Below are 19,003 nucleotides of genomic sequence, written 5' to 3'. Positions count from 1 at the left end.
GGAGATCACATGAGCGCACAAACTATTTTAAATATCTCCGGCGTCAATAAAAGATTCGGCGGCTTGCAGGCACTGGCGGAAGTGAATATCAAAATCCTGAAGGGCCAGATCTATGGCCTGATCGGGCCGAACGGTGCCGGCAAGACGACTTTCTTCAATGTCATCACTGGTCTCTACCAGGCCGATACCGGCTCCTTCGAGCTGGCTGGCAAGCCATACTCGCCTTCGGCGCCGCATGAAGTCGCCAAGGCCGGGATTGCCCGTACTTTCCAGAACATCCGCCTGTTTGGCGAGATGACCGTGCTGGAAAACGTCATGGTGGGTTGCCATGTGCGAACCCATCAGGGTTTGTTCGGTGCCGTGTTCCGCCACAAGGCTGCCCGCCTGGAAGAGGTGGCTATCCGCAAGCGTTCGCAAGAACTGCTGGATTTCGTCGGTATCGGCCGTTTTGGCGAGCGTACTGCCCGGCATTTGTCCTACGGCGATCAACGCCGCCTGGAAATCGCCCGGGCGCTGGCTACCGATCCGCAATTGCTGGCGTTGGACGAGCCGGCAGCCGGCATGAACGCCACCGAAAAACTGGCGCTGCGCGAGCTGCTGGTGAAAATCAAGAATGAAGGAAAGACCATTTTGCTGATCGAACATGATGTCAAGCTGATGATGGGCCTGTGCGACCGCCTTACCGTGCTGGACTACGGCAAACCGATTGCCGAAGGATTGCCTGCCGAAATCCAGAAGAACCCTGCTGTGATCGAAGCTTATCTGGGAGGTGGTCACTAATGGCAACCAATGTCCTGAAAGTCAATAACCTGAAAGTTGCCTACGGCGGCATCCAGGCGGTCAAGGGCATCAGCCTAGACGTCAACGAAGGTGAACTGGTGACGCTGATCGGCGCCAACGGCGCCGGCAAGACCACCACGCTGAAAGCCATCACCGGTACTTTGCCGCAATGTAAAGTCGAAGGCGAGATGCATTACCTGGGGCAGCATACCAAGGGCCATACCTCGTTTAGCCTGGTCAAGCAAAAGCTAGCCATGGTGCCGGAAGGGCGCGGTGTGTTCACACGCATGAGCATCCAGGAAAATTTGCTGATGGGCGCTTATACGCGTGAAGACAAGGCCGGTATTGCGGCTGACATCGACAAGTGGTTTGGCGTATTTCCGCGCTTGAAAGAGCGTGCTGCGCAAATGGCCGGCACCTTGTCGGGCGGTGAGCAGCAGATGCTGGCGATGGCGCGCGCATTGATGAGTCATCCAAAACTGTTGCTGCTGGATGAGCCGTCGATGGGTTTGTCGCCGATCATGGTGGAAAAGATCTTCGAGGTGATCCGTAACGTTTCCGCGCAAGGGATCACGATCCTGCTGGTCGAGCAGAACGCCAAGCTGGCTCTGGAAGCGGCGCATCGCGCCTATGTGATGGATTCGGGGCTGGTGACGATGAGCGGAAAAGCCAGCGACATGCTGGACGATCCTAAGGTCAAGGCTGCTTATCTGGGCGAGTAATCGAAACCCGAGGCCGGGGGAAACCACCCCGGCCAGTCAGCAGGTATAAGCAGGGATAAAAAAAAGAGCCACCGGCTCTTTTTTTTTATATCTGGCAGATTCAACGGTCAGGTCATTGGCAACGCATTGAGCTGATTGTCTGATTGCTGGATGCGATGTTCGTTAGCGCCCGGCGTATTGACAGCGGCTTCGGCCGGTACCTGGCCAGCGTTGATTGGCGAAACTGCCTGTATCTGACGTGGTTTCGGTGTCGCGATTGGTGCAGACGAGCCAGTCGACGGTACGTTCTTGCCGATGGCGACGTCTTGCAGGCGGCGATATTCAGCCAGTACCTTGTAGCCATAACCACCGTCAGTGGCAAAAGCTGCGGCGCCGACATATCGTTTCAAGCCGGCTTCAACTGAACCGCCCTGGGCAACATAATCTCTCAGGATCATGGAGCCGACTTTGATGTTGGCAGTCGGATTCAGGGCCGCCTTGATGCCACCCAGATTTTCAAACTTGTCTTCGTGGACCTTCGACATGACTTGCATCAGGCCTTGTGCTCCCACCGGGCTTTCGGCAAACGGATTCAGGCCGGATTCAATCGCCATCACAGCCAGGATCAACAGCGGGTCAAGCTTGGTTTCCCGTGCTGTCTTGTAGGCTGTCGTCACAAACATGTTGGTGGCGTCGCCCGCTACGCGATAGCGCTTGGACAACCAGTTGGTGACCCATTGCTGCTGACGCGAGCTGTCAACCGGCTTGATGGCTTTGTTCAACATCCCATCCATGTGCAGCACGTGACGGTTGTCGGCTGCCGGTGCAGGTACGGTCAGGGCCGCCACTTTAGGTGCTGCAGGCGCGGCATTGGCCTGGCCCGAAAGTTCTGGCGCCGGTGCAGCTTGCACTTGCGGCGCAACGTTTTGCGCGGTGCTGCTGGCAAACACTGGCAGATTCTGGAGCTTGTTTGCCAAATCCGGCTTTACCATCATTGTGGTGAAACCGATGATGGCCAGCAAGCCGCTGAACAAAACGGTGATGCGGGTGGTGGCGATGAAACCGCCGACGGTGTCGCGCGCAAAAAACACGCGGTGAACGAACTGGCTGCTGAATTTCTTTGCATAGTCGAGCCTAGCCCAACTAGGTAGTGCTCTGGTAGATCTTGCTAACAATTGAACCTCCTGAATCGTCGCGGCGCAAGCAGGCTCCCTGGTAAAGCTGGAGCAAATGTACTGAATGCTGCGTGCACCGTAATCAATATCGCAAGGCATCGCATTTGGTCTGCGGTGTGCCAATACGTCGTTGCTGTTTGCGCTTAAGTAGCTTGGATCTATCGGCCGCAGTAGAGCGCGCCGGCTACGGGCAAACAGCTTGTTCGGGGGAGAAGGCTGACGCCTTTTGAAAACACTCCTTAAAATGTCATTTGGGACCCCGATCCCGTGAGAATTGCGAGCCGACAAAAAATCGCTTTTTGGGCGACGCGGCTTCTACAAGCTGGGCGCATTGTAGGGGGCGGTTTATATCAAGTCAATACTATAAAAATCAATATCAATAACTTTTATGTATAACGATTATACCGGTTTACCGCCGCAAGCCAATAAAATCAAGCACTTGGCCGAAAAGGCTTAATTATCAAATTAACATTCATAAACATTGTAAAACCCATGAAATATTCAGATTTACGTGATTTTATTGTCAAATTAGAACAGATTGGTGAGCTAAAACGCGTTTCGACGCCGATTTCGACCTATTTGGAGATGACGGAAATCTGCGATCGCACTTTGCGGGCAGCCGGACCAGCGCTTCTTTTTGAAAATGTGGTCGGGCATTCGATACCTGTGCTAGCTAATTTATTCGGAACGCCGCGGCGCGTTGCGCTTGGCATGGGAGCCGACGACGTCAGCGAATTGCGGCGCATCGGCCACGTGCTGGCAATGCTGAAAGAACCGGAGCCGCCCAAGGGTTTTAAAGACATCCTCGGCCTCGGCACCCTGGTTAAATCGTTGTGGGACATGGCGCCCAAGGAGCACCGTTCGGCGCCATGCCAGGATATCGTGTGGGAAGGTAACGACGTCGACCTGGCCAGGCTGCCGATCCAGCATTGCTGGCCGGGTGATGTGGCGCCGCTGATTACCTGGGGCCTGGTGATTACCAAAGGGCCGCACAAGAAGCGCCAGAATCTCGGCATCTATCGCCAGCAGGTGCTGGGCCGTAACAAGGTCATCATGCGTTGGCTGGCGCATCGCGGCGGCGCACTGGATTTCCGCGAGCATGCGATCGCAACCGGTAACAAGCCGTATCCGGTGGCGGTAGCGCTGGGCGCCGATCCCGCTACTATATTAGGCGCCGTGACGCCGGTGCCGGATAGTTTATCCGAGTATCAGTTTGCCGGCTTGCTGCGCGGCAGCCGCACCGAACTGGTCAAAGCCATCGGCAGCGAGTTGCGGGTGCCGGCTTCGGCCGAGATCGTGCTGGAAGGGCACATCAATCCCGACCCGTCGCATCCATCCGGTTATGAAATGGCGCTGGAAGGACCGTATGGCGACCACACCGGCTATTACAATGAGCAGGACTGGTTTCCGGTGTTCACCATCGATCGCATCACGATGCGCAAGGCGCCGATCTATCACTCTACGTATACAGGCAAGCCGCCGGATGAGCCGGCGGTACTCGGCGTGGCGTTGAACGAGGTATTCATTCCCTTGCTGCAAAAGCAGTTCCCTGAAATTACCGATTTCTATTTGCCGCCCGAAGGCTGCAGTTACCGCATGGCGGTGGTGCAAATGAAGAAGGCGTATGCCGGTCATGCAAAGCGTGTGATGTTTGGCGTCTGGAGCTTTCTGCGCCAGTTCATGTATACCAAGTTCATCGTGGTGGTCGACGAGGACGTCGACATCCGTGACTGGAACGAAGTCATCTGGGCGATCACCACCAGGGTCGATCCGATCCGCGACACTACCCTGGTTGATAACACTCCCATCGACTATCTCGATTTCGCTTCGCCTGTCAGCGGCCTGGGCAGCAAGATGGGGATCGACGCCACCAATAAATGGCCAGGTGAAACCAGCCGCGAGTGGGGGCGGACCATCAGCATGACGGATGAGGTAAAGGCGCGCGTGGATCAGATCTGGGAAGAGTTGGGTTTGTGAGGTGACGCTTGTAAAGCGGGGTTTGTCGACAAGGTTGCAGGAAGTGCGGCAGAAACTGGCAGCAGGGATGAAAAAACGCTGCCAGCAATGCCGCAATGCGGTACAATTCACCCCGGCGGGCCCCTGCGCATTGTGGCGTGGTCAACCTGGTCAGGTCGGGAACGAAGCAGCCACAGCCATTTCCTGCAAGTGCCGCAGACAAGGCTCGCCTCTATCCTTTGTGTTACTCTTTGCATTACTCTCGCATCACATCTTCGCAACACCACCTTTTATCCCTCAAGCGTTACCATCTATACAAGCCTGCAGGCTATTTCAGGGCGTGACCGCGTCGCCCGCAGGAATGCTGAAGCCTATCGTCGTCATGCCGTCGACGCTGTTGGCAAACACACCACCGCCATGCATCTTGGCAATCGCCTTGACGATTGCCAGCCCCAAGCCGTGGCCGTGCAGCTGGTTTTGATTGGTGTCGTTGCGGGCAGCATCGACCCGATAGAAGCGATCGAACAGGCGAGGCAAATGATTCTCGGCGATCGGTTTGCCGGGATTCGATACAGCAATCTGGATCGCCGTAGGCTGTTGCGTGATCTTGACCGCAATTGCGGCGCCGCGGTCGGAATGCTGAATCGCGTTATGTAGCAGATTGCTCATGGCACGCTTGAACAGCGAGGTTTCGATGGAGGCCTCGGCGTTGATATCGCCATCCACCGTGACCGCCATTTTCAAATCATCCAGAACGAATTCAAAGAACTCCACGGTTTTGTCGATTTCCTGCGCGATCGAGGTGCGCACCAGGCTGGTGGCGGCTTCACCCTGGTCGGCGCGGGCCAGGAACAGCATGTCGTTGATGATCGAACGCAAACGTTCCAGTTCCTCCAGGTTCGACTGCAGCACTTCCTCGAATTGCGGCGCGGTGCGTTGCCGTGACAATGCCACCTGGGTTTCGCCGATCAGGTTTGCGAGAGGTGTGCGCAGTTCATGCGCGACGTCGGCGTTGAAGGCCTCAAGCTGGTTGTAGGCGCCTTCCATACGTTCCAGCGCGCCGTTGAAGGCAATCGTCAAATCCGACAATTCGCCGGGCAGCTGTGAAATTTGCAAACGCTGCGATAACGTCTTGGGCCCGAGCGATTGGGCGGCGCCAGACAGTTGCTTCAGCGGCCGCAGGCCGACTTGCGCGATCCAGTAACCCAGCAGCATGACCAGCAGCACACCCAGCAGAGACAGGCCGACCAATGCCGTCATGAAGGCATGCAGGGTATGCATGTAAGGTGCGGCATCGACCGCTACGATCAAGCGCACCGCAGGCCGGTCCTGGAATGGCTCGATCGTGCCGGTCATGGTATGCAGTGGATACTCGCGGCCACGCAGCGTCATGACGCCCATGCCATTCGGATTGCGGTCCAGCTGTTCGATTTCAGCTAGTCCTTTGCCGTATTGAAAACGCACATCGTCACCCAGCACCCAGTAACGGATGCTGCCGTCAGCTGGCGACAGGGTATCCAGCTTGGCCTGGACTCGCGGCCATCGCGCCGGGTCGCCGTTGTGACCGATCATGTAGCTAGTGTCCAGATAGCGCGTGTTGAGCTCATCTTGCTGATGACGCGCCAGTTCACGCCGCAGCACGCCATACAGCGCGCTGCCGATCAGGGAAAAAATCAGCAGCGCAGCCAAGGCAAACATTGCTACCAGGCGGACGGTGATCGAACGCTTCATTCGCTACTTTCCCGGGTGCGCGGTTCCTGCGATTCCGGCGCTTCCCGCGGTTCCAGAACATAACCCATGCCCCGTATCGTATGCAGCAACTTGGGGCTGAACGGTGTATCGATCTTGGCGCGCAAGCGCTTGATGGCGACTTCGACGACGTTGGTGTTGCTATCGAAATTCATATCCCAAACCAGCTCGGCGATGGCCGTCTTGGACAGGATTTCACCCTGGCGCCGCGCCAGTACCGCGAGCAGGGAAAACTCCTTGGCGGTGAGGTCGATACGGACATTGGCGCGATAGGCTTTGCGGCTGATCAGGTCGATCTGCAGATCGGCGATGCGTAATTGCGCCGGCTCCAAAGCGCGGCCGCGCCGTGTCAGCGCTTGCAGGCGCGCCAGCAATTCGAGAAACGAAAACGGCTTGACCAGATAATCGTCGGCGCCGCCTTGCAGGCCCTTGATGCGATCTTCCACCCGGTCACGCGCAGTCAGCATGATGACCGGGGTTTGCTTGATTTCGCGGAGGGCGTGTAATACCGCAAAACCGTCTATGCCGGGCAGCATGACGTCGAGCACGATGACGTCGTAGTCATGCTGCAAAGCCAGGTGCTGGCCGTCGACGCCGTTGTGAGCGACATCGACAGCGCAACCCTGTTCAGTCAGCCCCTTGCAAAGGTAGTCGGCCGTCTTCTGTTCATCTTCGACGATCAGGATTTTCATGTGCTGCCTGTCTCCTGGCTAGTCTCCTGCATATCACCGGGAACAGATCGATATGCAGGAAGACGTTTTGTTATTTCATTTCGGTACATCATTTTGACGCATTATTTTGACGAATTACTTTGAATCTATCACGCTTGCCGTCCCGACATCCGCAGCAATACCGGCTTTATTTGCCTTGCGTGCCTGCCGCGCTTCCTTGCGGCTCATGTACCAGTAGTGGGCACGGTCCAGGTATAGATAGACCACCGGCGTCGTGAACAAGGTCAGCGCCTGCGACAGCACCAGGCCGCCCACCATCGCATAACCCAGCGGACGCCGCAATTCCGAGCCGGCGCCGTGGCCCAGCATCAGCGGCAAACCGCTCAGCAGCGCGCACATGGTAGTCATCATGATCGGCCGGAAACGCAGCAGGCAAGCCTGGTAAATCGCTTCTTCCGGTTTCATGCCTTTCTCGCGTTCCGCCGTCAGCGCAAAGTCGATCATCATGATGCCGTTTTTCTTGACGATGCCGATCAGCAGGATGATGCCGATCAGTGCAATCACACTGAGATCATAACCGCCCATCATCAAAATCAGCAGGGCGCCGACGCCGGCCGAAGGCAAGGTCGACAAGATCGTCAGCGGGTGGATATAACTTTCATACAGCAAACCGAGCACGATATACACCGCGACCAGCGCAGCTGCAATCAGATAGGGTTGCGACGACAGCGAATCGCCAAACGCCTTGGCAGTACCTTGGAAAGCACCTGTCAATGTCTCAGGCACACCCATCTCGTGCTGCGCTTTCTGGATCGCGTCGACAGCTTCGCCGAGCGCCACATTCGGCGCCAGGTTAAAGGAAATCGTCACCGCCGGGAACTGTCCCTGATGGCTGATCGCCAGATACGAGGTTTTGTTGGTGTCGATGGTAACAAAGGTCGACAGTGGTACTTGTTGTCCGGTGATCGGCGAGGTCAGGTAAATCTTGCTGAACAGCTCGGGATCTTGCTGCAGCTTGGGCGTCACTTCCAGGATCACGTGATAGCTGTTGATCTGCGTGAAATATTGAGCGACCTGGCGCTGGCCGATGGCGTCGTAGATGGTCGAGTCGATCAGCGCCGGTGAAATCCCGAAGCTGGAAGCGCGCGCCCGGTCGATCGTCAGGTTGGCCGCCGCCGCCGCGTTTTGCTGGTCGGAAGCGAGGTCGGTCAATTGCGGCAATTGACGGAAACGGTTCAGCAGCTTCGGCGCCCAGATGTTCAGTTCATCCAGGTTCGAGTCGGTCACCGTGTACTGATATTGGGTGCGCGACAAACGGCCGCCGACGTTGATGTCCTGGCCCGCTTGCAGGAACAGGTTGACCCCTTGCACTTTGGCCAGTTGCGGCCGCAAGCGTGCAATCACTTCGTCGGCGCTGGCGGTGCGTCCTTCATCTTTTGGTTTCAGGCTGATGAAAAAATTACCCGTGTTGAATGTGCTGAAGCCGCCGCTCATGCCGAAACCGGTGACATCAGGATCCTTGCGAACTACATCGGCCAGCGCCAGCATGCGTTTGTTCATCGAAGAAAACGACGAATCCTGTGCCGATTCGGCAAAGCCGTAAACGAAGCCGGTATCTTGCTGCGGAAAGAAGCCTTTCGGGATCACGATGAACAACACCACGGTTGCCGCCACGGTGGCGAAAAACACCATCAGGGTAATGAACTGATGGCGCAGCACGACATGGAGGCCGCGCTTGTAGCCATTGAGCATGGCATCGAAGCCGCGTTCGAACATCTGATACATGCGGCCATGCGATTCGGCGCTATGCGGCTTCAGGAAGCGTGAGCACAGCATCGGCGTCAGTGTCAGCGAAATGACGACCGATACCGCAATCGTCAAGGTCACAGTGATAGCAAATTCGCGGAACAGGCGGCCGACGATGCCGCCCATCAGCAGCAGCGGAATAAACACGGCAACCAGCGAAACCGAGATCGAAATAATCGTAAAGGCGATTTCTCCCGCCCCCTTGTAGGCGGCCTCCATCGGCGACATGCCTTCTTCGACATAGCGATAGATGTTTTCCAGCATCACGATCGCATCGTCGACCACGAAGCCGACCGCGATGGTCAGCGCCATCAGCGACAAATTATCGAGGCTGAAACCGAGCAGATACATGACAGCGGCAGTGCCGAGCAGCGCCAACGGCACGGTCACGCTCGGGATCAAGGTAGCCGGGATGTTACGCAAGAACAGGAAGATCACCAGCACCACCAGTGCGATGGTCAGCACCAGCGTAAATTCCACATCCAGCACCGAGGCGCGAATGGTTTGGGTGCGATCGATCAAGGTATTGACGTGCACCGTCGGCGGAATCGCCGCTTGCAGGCGCGGCAGGGCAGCCTTGATACGGTCCACGGTTTCGATTACGTTGGCACCAGGTTGCTTGGTCACCGCCAACACGATCGAACGGCCGTTGGTAATCGTGTTGGCGGCCGGTGCAGCTGCGCCGGCGAAGGCCCAGCCTGCAACCTTGAGGTTTTCTGCGGCGTCAATCGCGACGCCGATGTCGCGCACCCGGATCGGGGCGCCGTTCTTGTAAGCCAATACCATGTCGTTCCATGGTTCTGCGCTCAGCAGCTGATCGTTAGTGTAGACAGTGAAGCTTTGCTTGGCGCCGTCTACCGTGCCTTTCGGCTGATTGACAGTCAGGCTGGCGATAACGCCGCGAATATCTTCCAGGCTGATGCCGATTGCCGCCAGTTTGGTCGGATCTACCTGGATCCGTACCGAAGGCTTTTGCACGCCGCCGATGTTAACCAGGCCAACGCCCGGAATCTGCGAAATCTGCTGCGCCAGAATATTATCGGCATAGTCATTCACCTGGATCAGCGGCAACGCGTCCGATTGCACTGACAGCACCAGGATCGGCGAATCGGCCGGGTTCACTTTGCGGAACGTCGGCGGACTCGGCAGATTAGCCGGCAGCTGGCCGCTGGCAGCGGTGATCGCGGCCTGCACATCCAGCGCGGCAGCGTCGATGCTACGGTTGAGGTCGAACTGCAAAGTGATTTGCGTAGAGCCGAGCGTGCTGGTCGAGGTCATCTGCGACAGGCCGGCAATCAGGGAGAATTGCCGTTCCAGCGGCTGCGCCACGCTCGATGCCATGGTTTCCGGATTACCGCCGGGCAGGTTGGCGGAAACCTGGATCGTGGGGAAGTCGACTTGCGGCAACGGCGCCACCGGCAGCAGCGGCCACACTGCAGCGCCAATCAGGAAGATCGCAATAGCGAGCAGCGTGGTGCCGATCGGGCGTTTAATGAAGTTCGCGGAGATGCTCAATTGCTTGCCCCTTTGGCGGCTGGTGCCGGTGCAGGTGCGGGGGCGGGTGCAGTACTACTGGCGGCAACGCCGGCTTCAGCAACCTTGATGCCGGGCTTCAGCTTGTACTGGCCATCGACCACCACCCGTTGCCCCGGATTCAACCCCTTGTCGATCACGGCCACGTTGTCCTGGATATTGACCAGTTGAATCGGCTGATTCTTTACCGTGTCGTCGGCATCGACGACGTAGACGTAGGTGCCGTCCTGGCTGCGTTGTACTGCCGCTGCAGGAATCGTCAACGCCTGTTTGCGATCGCCCAGCACCAGCCGTACATTGACATACTGGCCCGGCCACAACACATGCGAAGGATTCTGGAAAATGCCTTTCAGTTGCACCGTGCCGGTGCTGGTGTCGATCTGGTTATTCAGTAACGCCAGATTGCCCTGGGCCAGCATGGTGGTGCTGTTACGCGGGAAGGTTTGCACGCTCAACGGTTTCTGGCTGGCATGCAAGGCCGTGTTGATGTTCTGGAAGGTTTCTTCCGGCAGCGTAAACACGACTGCAATCGGGTCGATTTGGTTGATCACCACCAGGCCATTGACATCGGCGGCGTGGACGATATTGCCAGGATCTACCAATCGCGCACCGACCCGGCCGCTGATCGGCGCCAGGATGCGGGTAAAGCTGAGTTGCACTTTGGCGAAGTTGATCTGCGCTTCGTCGGCTTGCACCGCGGCTTGCAATTGCGTCACTTGCGCGCGCGTGGCATCCAGCGTCTGTTGTGTCGCGGCGTCTTGTTGCACCAGCGTGGTGTAGCGTTGCAGATCGAGCCTGGAATTTGCCAGTTGCGCCTGGTCCTTGGCCTTTTGCGCTACGGCCTGGTCCAGCTGCGCCTGCAAGGTGCGCGGGTCGATTTGCGCCAGCAACTGGCCGGCCTTCACGTCCTGGCCTTCGACAAAACCGACCTTGTCCAGCTGGCCGTCGATACGCGCCTTGACAGTGACGCTGGCATTCGAGGTGACGGTGCCGACTCCCGTCAGGTAGATCGGCATATCTTGCTGCTTGACGGCTGCGGTGGTGACCGATACGGCGGTGGCTGCGACGGGCGGCGCAGAGGCGGCGCCGGCCTTGTGAACGATGCCCCAGCCGGCAGCGCCGATCAGGACCAGTATCGCGGCGGTAATCAGCAGCGTTGAACGTGGTTTGGAAAGTGTGGTGGTCATGTTGTCTGCTCGGAGAATTAGTTGGTCGTATTGTTTTGTGCCTGCTGTGCCTGTTGTGCGGCGTGTGTCTGGCTTGGGCGCTCGGCGCCGCTCACCTGGCTGGCGTCCCAGCCGCCGCCAACGGCCTTGATCAACGCCACGCTCGCCAGCAACTGGCGTCCCAGCAGTTGCACCAAAGTGCGTTCATTGCTGAGGGAAAGCGTTTGCGCCGTGACCACGGTCAAATAAGTCGCAGTGCCGGCGCGATACTGGCTGAGCGCCAGCCGTTCTGCCAGCTGCGAGGCTTGCACCGCCTGGTTCTGTGCGATCGCCTCTTGATCCAGGACGTTCAGCGTGGCCAGGTTGTCTTCGACTTCCTGGAAGCCGCCCAGTACGGTTTGCTTGTACTGCGCTACCGCGACGTCGTACGCGGCAATTGCCTCAGCGCTGTGCGCGCGCCGCAAGCCGCCATCGAAAATGGTTTCAGCCAGCGCCGCGCCGAGCGACCAGACCCGGCTTGGCGTGTTGAACCATTGCGCCAGGCTGGCGCTGTTGAAGCCGCCGCTCGCGTTCAGCGTCAATGCCGGGAAAAAGGCTGCCTTGGCGACACCGATGTTGGCGTTGGCAACTGCAACGTGACGCTCCGCGCTGGCGATATCGGGCCGGCGTTCCAGCAGATCCGAAGGCAGGCCGGTTGGAACCGGCGGCAAGCCTGCCTGCATCTTGCTGAGCATTTGGGTGTCGGCCGGTAGTGCAGCCAAATTGAATCCCGAAGGCGCCTTGCCTGTCAGGATGGCAATCGCGTGTTCCAGCTGGCTGCGCTGGGCCTGCAAGTCGATGGCTTGCGCCTCGGCGGTTTTCAACTGGCTTTCTGCCAGCGCAACGTCCGAGCGCAGGGCGACTCCGGCGGCGTACTGGCTCTTGGTCAGTTGCAGCGAACGGGTATAGGCGGCAGTGGTGCGCGCATACAAATCTTTCAGCAGGTCGGTGATTCGCAGTTGCAGATAGTCTTGGGTCAAGGTTGCCTGGATGCTGAGGCGAGCGGCGGCCAGGTCGGCGGCGCTGGCCTGGGTGCCAGCGTCGCCGGCTTCCACCGAACGCCGCACGCTACCCCAGACATCCGGCTCCCAGCTGCCTTGCACACCAGCGGTGTAGCCATTACTGAGCTTGATGCCGTTAGTGTTGCTGCGGGCGCGGTCGACGCCGGCGTTGACGCCGATCGTCGGCCAGAAACCGGCACGTGCCGCATCGGCGGCAGCGCGTGCCTGGCGATACTGGGCTTCCGCCTGGCGAATATTCTGGTTGGCCTGGTTGGCTTGCTGTATCAAGCCGTTCAGGGTGGCGTCGCCATACACTTCCCACCAGTTGCTGCTATCGATCGGCTGCGGCTGTGCCTGTTTCCACGGGCCGCTCTCTTTATAGCTGGCAGGCACATCCATCGACGGCCGTACATAGTCGGGACCGACTGCGCATGCTGTCAGTGAAAGCGCGACCGCGGCAGCCATGATGCTGGTTGCAAGCGAGCGTTGGGGTTTTGAAGAGAAGGAGAAATTCATGAGTCTGCTTGGTCTGACGTTCGGAACATCGGATGGAGTGTCCGAGCGGCGAGCAAGCAGCAGTTGCAATAATCGCAACAGTCGCAACAATCGCAGCATCGGGCAATATTCAGGAATACTTTAAGACTTGCTGCGGTACCTGATGCTGTCGCAAATATGACAATTCTGTCAGTTTCGTCCGTGCCGGATGCGTAACGCGCTGATGACGGTCGCAAGCAAGGTTGCTGCTGCCGCCAGCCATAGCGACAAGTGGACCGCGCTGGCGTCGATATGCGCGGTGTCGGGGGAAGCCTGGGCGATGCTGGTTGCCGCCAGCACCACGGCGACCAGCGCTGCGCCCAACGATTGGCCGAAGGTACGGGCAATTGCCAGTACGCCGGATGCGGTGCCGCTGCGCGCACGTGGAGCGTTGCTCAGCATTTCGCGATTGTTGGGACTCTGGAAAAAGCCGAAACCCAACCCGCACACAAAGGCGCGCCACAAGATATCCGGCACCGAAGCGTGTTCGCCGAGGCAGGCTAGCAATACCAAACCTAGCGTCAGCACCAGCAAGCCGCAAGTTGACAGCAACGATGCCGAATAACGGTCGGCCAGGCGGCCGGCGATCGGCGCCGTGATCGCAATCGCCACCGGCCAGGGGGTAAACAAGGCGGCTGACAGCAGCGGCGTGAAACCGTAGGCGCCTTGAAACAGGAAAGGTAATGCAATAAAGGCAATCCCCTGGCCGACAAAAGAACAGAGCGAAGTCGCTACTGCCATAGAAAACCGTTGTGATGCAAAAATATCAAGTGGCAGCAACGGTGCGGCGTAACGTCGTTGTCTGATGATAAATAAAACAACTGAAATCAGGGTGATGGCGAAGAGCAGCCCTTCTTTGCCCCAGCTATCGTGGCGCGCCAGGCCGTCGACGGCCATGACGAAGGTACCCAGGGCCAGTGCCGAGAGCACGGCGCCGACGGTGTCGAATTTGCCGCCGCGTCCCGGATCGCGCGGCAACACGCGCCACGCCATCAGCAGCGTGATGATGCCGATCGGGACATTGACGGCAAATAGCCATGGCCAGCTCAATACCGACAGCATCAGGCCGCCAATCGCCGGTCCGGCAGCAGTAGAGGAGGCCACCACCAGGGCGTTGACGCCTAATGCCGCTCCCAGCAGGCGGGTAGGGAATATGTTGCGGTAGAGCGCGGGGCCGATACACATGGCGGCTGCGCCTCCCAGGCCTTGTAAAAGCCGCATGCCGTTCAGCACCGCCAGCGAGGATGACAGTGCGCAGCCCAGTGAGGCCAGGGTGAATACCAGGATGCCGCTCATATATACACGGCGAAAGCCGAGCACTTCGCCCAGCGAAGCGAAAGCGACCATGGTCATGGCGCCGGCGAGGATGTAGGCGTTGGCTATCCATACGGCGGCGGCCGCATCGACCTGCAGGCTGCGGGCAATCATGGGCAGCGCAACATTGACGATAGAGCCGTCCAGCACGGTCATGCTGGTGCCAAGAATCATGACGATAATCGCCACCCGGCGCGTTGCTCCGGGCAGGCCGTCATCCTCGGGGAGGTCGCCGAAGAGCTTGCTCATGGATATGAATCAGTTCGAGGCAGCGCGGCTTTGGCGCAACACTTGATCGGAATAATTGGGGAGGCAGGCACAGGCAGCATTATTATGCGCAATAAGATCATGGAAGCATTGACAGGCTGTGGCGGAAGCCGCGAATTATCACATGAAGAACAATTTCACGCAGGCATCAGCTTGGCGATTGCTGTGGGTGCTACCGTGGGTGTTCGTGGGCCTGGCAACAAAAGCCGCGATTTTTAGGAACACCGGCGGCTGTCGCGACGGCTGTTTGATGTATAATTCGAATTTCCCGCATGTGCCGTTCGGCACCTTCCGTAATGACTAAGTTTGTATTTGTTACCGGTGGCGTTGTCTCATCCCTTGGTAAAGGGATTGCAGCCGCCTCTCTCGCCGCGATATTAGAATCGCGCGGCCTTAAAGTCACCCTTCTTAAACTCGATCCGTACATCAACGTCGATCCAGGCACCATGAGCCCGTTCCAGCACGGCGAAGTGTTTGTGACCGACGATGGCGCAGAGACCGATCTCGACCTCGGCCACTATGAGCGCTTCATTACGGCCAAGATGAAGAAGGTGAATAATTTCACTACCGGCCAGATCTACGAATCCGTGATCCGCAAGGAACGCCGGGGCGAGTACCTCGGCAAGACGGTACAGGTCATTCCGCATATCACCAATGAAATCCAGGATTACATCTATCGCGGCGCCGAAGGTTTCGACGTGGCGCTGGTGGAAATCGGCGGTACTGTCGGTGATATCGAATCCTTGCCCTTCCTTGAAGCAGCGCGTCAGCTGAGCCTGCGTGCCGGCCGCAATGCGGCCGCTTTCGTCCATCTGACCCTGGTGCCATATCTGGTATCGGCCGGTGAACTGAAGACCAAGCCTACCCAGCATAGTGTGCAGAAACTGCGCGAAATCGGTATTTCGCCAGATGCATTGCTGTGCCGTGCCGACCGTCCGATTCCTGACGACGAACGGGCCAAGATTTCCTTGTTCTCGAACGTCCAGGAAGATGCCGTGATTTCGGTGTGGGACGCTGACACTATCTACAAGATCCCGCAAATGCTGCACGACCAGGGGCTGGATGCGATCGTCTGCGAAAAGCTGGGCCTGTCGCCTAAGCCTGCCGACCTTTCGGTCTGGACCAAGCTGGTGCATGCGCTGGAAAACCCAACCTACGAAGTCACTATCGGCATGGTCGGAAAATATGTCGACCTGACCGAATCGTACAAGTCGCTGACAGAAGCGTTGCGCCACGCCGGTATCCATACCGGCAGCCGGGTCAACATCGAATACCTGGATTCTGAAGAAATCGAAGTCAACGGTACCGGTGCACTGGCCAAGTACGATGCGGTTCTGGTACCAGGCGGCTTCGGCAAGCGTGGCGTCGAAGGCAAGATCGCAGCAGCCCGTTTCGCCCGTGAAAGCAAGATTCCGTATTTGGGCATCTGCCTCGGCATGCAGGTTGCATTGATTGAGTATGCACGTGGCAAGGCCGGCCTGCCGCTCGCTAATTCGACTGAATTCGATGCGCAAACCGATCAGCCGGTAGTGGCCTTGATCACCGAGTGGCAAAATCACGATGGCAAGGTAGAGTTGCGCGATGTCAACTCCGATCTGGGCGGCACCATGCGCCTGGGCGCGCAAACCTGCGATGTCAAACCGGGTACGCTGGCCGCTGAAATCTACGGTCCGACAGTGACCGAACGCCATCGTCATCGTTACGAAGCCAACAACCATTACCTGGACCGTATCGAAGCGGCCGGTCTGGTGGTGTCGGCCCGTACGCCGACCGAAGGCCTGTGCGAAATCATGGAACTGCCGCGCAACGGCGATAACGCCCACCCTTGGTACGTTGGTGTCCAATATCACCCGGAATTCAAATCGACTCCGCGCGATGGACATCCGCTGTTTATTTCGTTCATCAAGGCTGCGTTGGCGCACAAGCAAGCTAATACTGCAACCGCAGCGTAAGGAAAGAACATGAAACTTTGTGGCTTTGATGTCGGTCTGGATCAACCGTTTTTCCTGATCGCCGGCCCGTGCGTTATCGAATCGCGCCAGATGGCGCTCGATACCGCCGGACAATTGAAAGAGATCGCCAGCGCGCTGGGTATCAACTTCATTTACAAATCGTCTTTCGACAAGGCGAATCGTTCTTCCGGCACTTCTTTCCGCGGCCTCGGCATGGAAAAAGGGCTGGAGATCCTGGCTGAAGTCAAAGCGCAAATCGGCGTGCCGGTGCTGACCGATATCCATGAAATCTATGAAATCAAGCCGGTAGCGGCGGTGGTCGATGTCTTGCAGACACCGGCTTTCCTCTGTCGCCAGACCGATTTCATCAATGCTTGCGCGCAATCAGGCAAGCCGGTGAATATCAAGAAAGGCCAGTTCCTGGCTCCGCACGACATGATCAATGTCATCGCCAAGGCGCGTGCCGCTGCCCGTGAAGCCGGCCTGCCGGAAGATAATTTCATGGCATGCGAACGAGGTGCATCGTTCGGTTACAACAACCTGGTATCCGATATGCGCTCGCTGGCGATCATGCGCGAAACCGGTTGCCCGGTAGTGTTCGATGCTACCCACTCGGTGCAATTGCCGGGCGGGCAAGGCAGCACTTCGGGCGGTCAACGTGAATTCGTACCGGTATTGGCGCGGGCTGCGATTGCGGTCGGTGTTGCCGGTGTGTTCATGGAAACCCATCCGAATCCTGCAGAAGCTAAATCCGACGGACCGAATGCGGTGCCGCTGGGACGTATGAAAGAATTGTTGTCGACCATGATTGACCTGGATCGGGTCGTCAAAAAGAATGGCTTTATCGAAAGCAATTTCGGTTGATTGCTTGGGGCCGGGCTCGCTAGATTCGTTTGACTATATCGCTTCCGCTATACACACAAGTGGCAGCGCCAGCAGTCTGACCCCGTAAATGGTTTTAATATCGCGCATATTTTTATTTGATAGGGAAATACATGAGTGCAATCGTTGACATCATTGGCCGCGAAATTATTGATTCGCGCGGTAATCCGACAGTCGAATGCGACGTCTTGCTGGAATCCGGCGTCATGGGGCGTGCAGCAGTTCCGTCCGGCGCTTCCACCGGCTCACGCGAAGCGATCGAACTGCGCGACGGCGACAAGAGCCGTTACGGCGGCAAGGGCGTGTTGAAGGCTTGTGAGCATATCAATACTGAAATTTCCGAAGCAATCATGGGCCTGGACGCCAGCGAACAAGCGTTCCTGGACCGCACCCTGATCGATCTCGACGGCACTGAAAACAAGAGCCGCCTGGGCGCCAACGCGATGCTGGCAGTATCGATGGCAGTTGCCAAAGCGGCAGCAGAAGAAGCCGGTTTGCCTTTGTACCGTTATTTCGGCGGCAGCGGTGCGATGCAAATGCCTGTGCCGATGATGAACGTCATCAACGGTGGCGAGCATGCTGACAATAACCTGGATATCCAGGAATTCATGATCATCCCGGTCGGCGCACCAAGCTTCCGCGAAGCGCTGCGTTACGGCGCCGAAGTATTCCACGCGCTGAAGAAAATCTTGCACGACAAGGGCCTGGCAACTTCGGTTGGCGACGAAGGCGGTTTTGCACCATCGCTGGCTAGCCACGAAGATGCGCTGAAACTGATCATCCAGGCAATCGAAGCCGCAGGCTACGAGCCAGGCACCCAGATCGCCTTGGGCCTGGATTGCGCCGCCAGCGAATTCTACAAAGACGGCAGCTATGTTCTGGCCGGCGAAAACATGACCCTGACCGGCGCGCAATTCACCGGTTTGCTGGCATCGTGGTGCGACAAGTACCCGATCATCAGCATCGAAGACGGCATGGCCGAAAACGACTGGGACGGCTGGAAGCTGTTGACAGAAACACTGGGCAAGAAAATCCAGCTGGTTGGCGACGACCTGTTTGTCACCAATACCAAGATCCTGAAGGAAGGTATCGATAAAGATATCGCCAACTCGATCCTGATCAAGATCAACCAGATCGGTACCTTGACCGAAACTTTCGCTGCGATTGAAATGGCCAAGCGCGCCGGCTACACCGCAGTGATCTCGCACCGTTCGGGCGAGACTGAAGATTCGACCATTGCCGACATCGCGGTAGGTATGAACGCCTTGCAGATCAAGACCGGCTCGCTGTCGCGTTCGGATCGCATGGCTAAGTACAATCAACTGCTGCGCATTGAAGAAGATCTGGGCGACATCGCCAGCTATCCCGGCCGTGGCGCGTTTTATAATTTGAAGTAACTGCGTCTGAAGTAATGTAAGTTGCGAGTAGGGTGGGCAGGTGTGCCCACCCTACGTTTGACTAGATTAGATAAGACGGT

General features: G+C 57.7%; 14 protein-coding genes and 1 other RNA gene. 8 read left to right on the top strand and 7 right to left on the bottom strand.

The genetic code is table 11. The features are described 5' to 3' along the window. Positions 1 to 9 precede the first annotated feature (9 nt). Together BM205_RS05785 and BM205_RS05780 are read left to right on the top strand one after the other, a co-directional pair. Positions 10 to 780 carry an ABC transporter ATP-binding protein gene (locus BM205_RS05785; protein WP_092413440.1) on the top strand — a complete coding sequence of 257 codons (771 nt, stop codon included), beginning with the start codon at positions 10 to 12 and terminating at the stop codon, positions 778 to 780. Beyond that, on the top strand, positions 780 to 1,502 hold the full coding sequence (locus BM205_RS05780; protein WP_092413439.1) for an ABC transporter ATP-binding protein: 723 nt from the start codon (positions 780 to 782) through the stop codon (positions 1,500 to 1,502). Before BM205_RS05785 ends, BM205_RS05780 begins: the two co-directional genes overlap by 1 nt. Before the next feature lie 107 nt (positions 1,503 to 1,609). Here BM205_RS05780 and BM205_RS05775 read toward each other — a convergent pair whose 3' ends face one another. Further along, a complete protein-coding gene (locus BM205_RS05775) occupies positions 1,610 to 2,656 on the bottom strand; it encodes a transglycosylase SLT domain-containing protein (RefSeq protein WP_371326460.1) in 1,047 nt (348 codons plus the stop codon). A 492-nt stretch (positions 2,657 to 3,148) separates the two neighbouring features. Here BM205_RS05775 and ubiD point away from each other — a divergent pair, with 492 nt between their 5' ends. Further along, complete coding sequence (gene ubiD, locus BM205_RS05770; RefSeq protein ID WP_092413437.1) at positions 3,149 to 4,633, top strand: 4-hydroxy-3-polyprenylbenzoate decarboxylase; 1,485 nt, start codon at positions 3,149 to 3,151, stop codon at positions 4,631 to 4,633. Between the two features lie 114 nt (positions 4,634 to 4,747). Further along, positions 4,748 to 4,846: signal recognition particle sRNA small type (gene ffs, locus BM205_RS05765), an RNA gene on the top strand. A 99-nt stretch (positions 4,847 to 4,945) separates the two neighbouring features. On the opposite strand, the gene BM205_RS05760 is transcribed toward ffs, so the two are convergent. From BM205_RS05760 to BM205_RS05735, 6 genes are all read right to left on the bottom strand, one after another. Further along, the gene (locus BM205_RS05760; RefSeq protein WP_092413435.1) at positions 4,946 to 6,343 is read right to left on the bottom strand and encodes a heavy metal sensor histidine kinase; all 1,398 of its coding nucleotides are present in this window, start codon (positions 6,341 to 6,343) and stop codon (positions 4,946 to 4,948) included. Further along, entirely contained in the window at positions 6,340 to 7,053 is a 714-nt protein-coding gene (locus BM205_RS05755) for a heavy metal response regulator transcription factor (protein ID WP_092413433.1), read from the bottom strand. Before BM205_RS05755 ends, BM205_RS05760 begins: the two co-directional genes overlap by 4 nt. A gap of 114 nt (positions 7,054 to 7,167) precedes the next feature. Beyond that, positions 7,168 to 10,353 carry an efflux RND transporter permease subunit gene (locus BM205_RS05750; RefSeq protein ID WP_092413431.1) on the bottom strand — a complete coding sequence of 1,062 codons (3,186 nt, stop codon included), beginning with the start codon at positions 10,351 to 10,353 and terminating at the stop codon, positions 7,168 to 7,170. After that, positions 10,350 to 11,558, bottom strand: a complete 1,209-nt coding sequence (locus BM205_RS05745; RefSeq protein ID WP_092413429.1) for an efflux RND transporter periplasmic adaptor subunit — start codon at positions 11,556 to 11,558, stop codon at positions 10,350 to 10,352. The genes BM205_RS05750 and BM205_RS05745 overlap by 4 nt, the downstream gene beginning before the upstream one ends. Before the next feature lie 17 nt (positions 11,559 to 11,575). After that, a complete protein-coding gene (locus BM205_RS05740; RefSeq protein ID WP_092413427.1) occupies positions 11,576 to 13,093 on the bottom strand; it encodes an efflux transporter outer membrane subunit in 1,518 nt (505 codons plus the stop codon). Between the two features lie 168 nt (positions 13,094 to 13,261). Continuing rightward, positions 13,262 to 14,674 (bottom strand): MFS transporter, encoded by a 1,413-nt coding sequence (locus BM205_RS05735; protein WP_092413425.1) that lies wholly within the window; start codon positions 14,672 to 14,674, stop codon positions 13,262 to 13,264. A gap of 142 nt (positions 14,675 to 14,816) precedes the next feature. Between BM205_RS05735 and BM205_RS05730 the strand changes: the two genes are divergently transcribed. The 4 genes from BM205_RS05730 to eno all read left to right on the top strand — a co-directional run bounded on the left by BM205_RS05730 (position 14,817) and on the right by eno (position 18,923). Further along, positions 14,817 to 14,996 carry a hypothetical protein gene (locus BM205_RS05730; protein ID WP_139227218.1) on the top strand — a complete coding sequence of 60 codons (180 nt, stop codon included), beginning with the start codon at positions 14,817 to 14,819 and terminating at the stop codon, positions 14,994 to 14,996. After that, positions 14,989 to 16,644: a CTP synthase gene (locus BM205_RS05725; RefSeq protein ID WP_092413421.1), complete on the top strand. Its 1,656-nt coding sequence runs from the start codon at positions 14,989 to 14,991 to the stop codon at positions 16,642 to 16,644. The genes BM205_RS05730 and BM205_RS05725 overlap by 8 nt, the downstream gene beginning before the upstream one ends. 9 nt (positions 16,645 to 16,653) lie before the next feature. Beyond that, positions 16,654 to 17,508 (top strand): 3-deoxy-8-phosphooctulonate synthase, encoded by an 855-nt coding sequence (gene kdsA / locus BM205_RS05720; protein WP_092413419.1) that lies wholly within the window; start codon positions 16,654 to 16,656, stop codon positions 17,506 to 17,508. 131 nt (positions 17,509 to 17,639) lie between these two features. Continuing rightward, positions 17,640 to 18,923 (top strand): phosphopyruvate hydratase, encoded by a 1,284-nt coding sequence (eno, locus tag BM205_RS05715; RefSeq protein WP_092413417.1) that lies wholly within the window; start codon positions 17,640 to 17,642, stop codon positions 18,921 to 18,923. Positions 18,924 to 19,003 lie beyond the last annotated feature (80 nt).

Origin of the sequence: Collimonas sp. OK307 (assembly GCF_900113705.1) — a bacterium.
Taxonomy (GTDB): domain Bacteria; phylum Pseudomonadota; class Gammaproteobacteria; order Burkholderiales; family Burkholderiaceae_D; genus Collimonas.
This window is presented reverse-complemented; position numbering and strand designations above follow the sequence as displayed.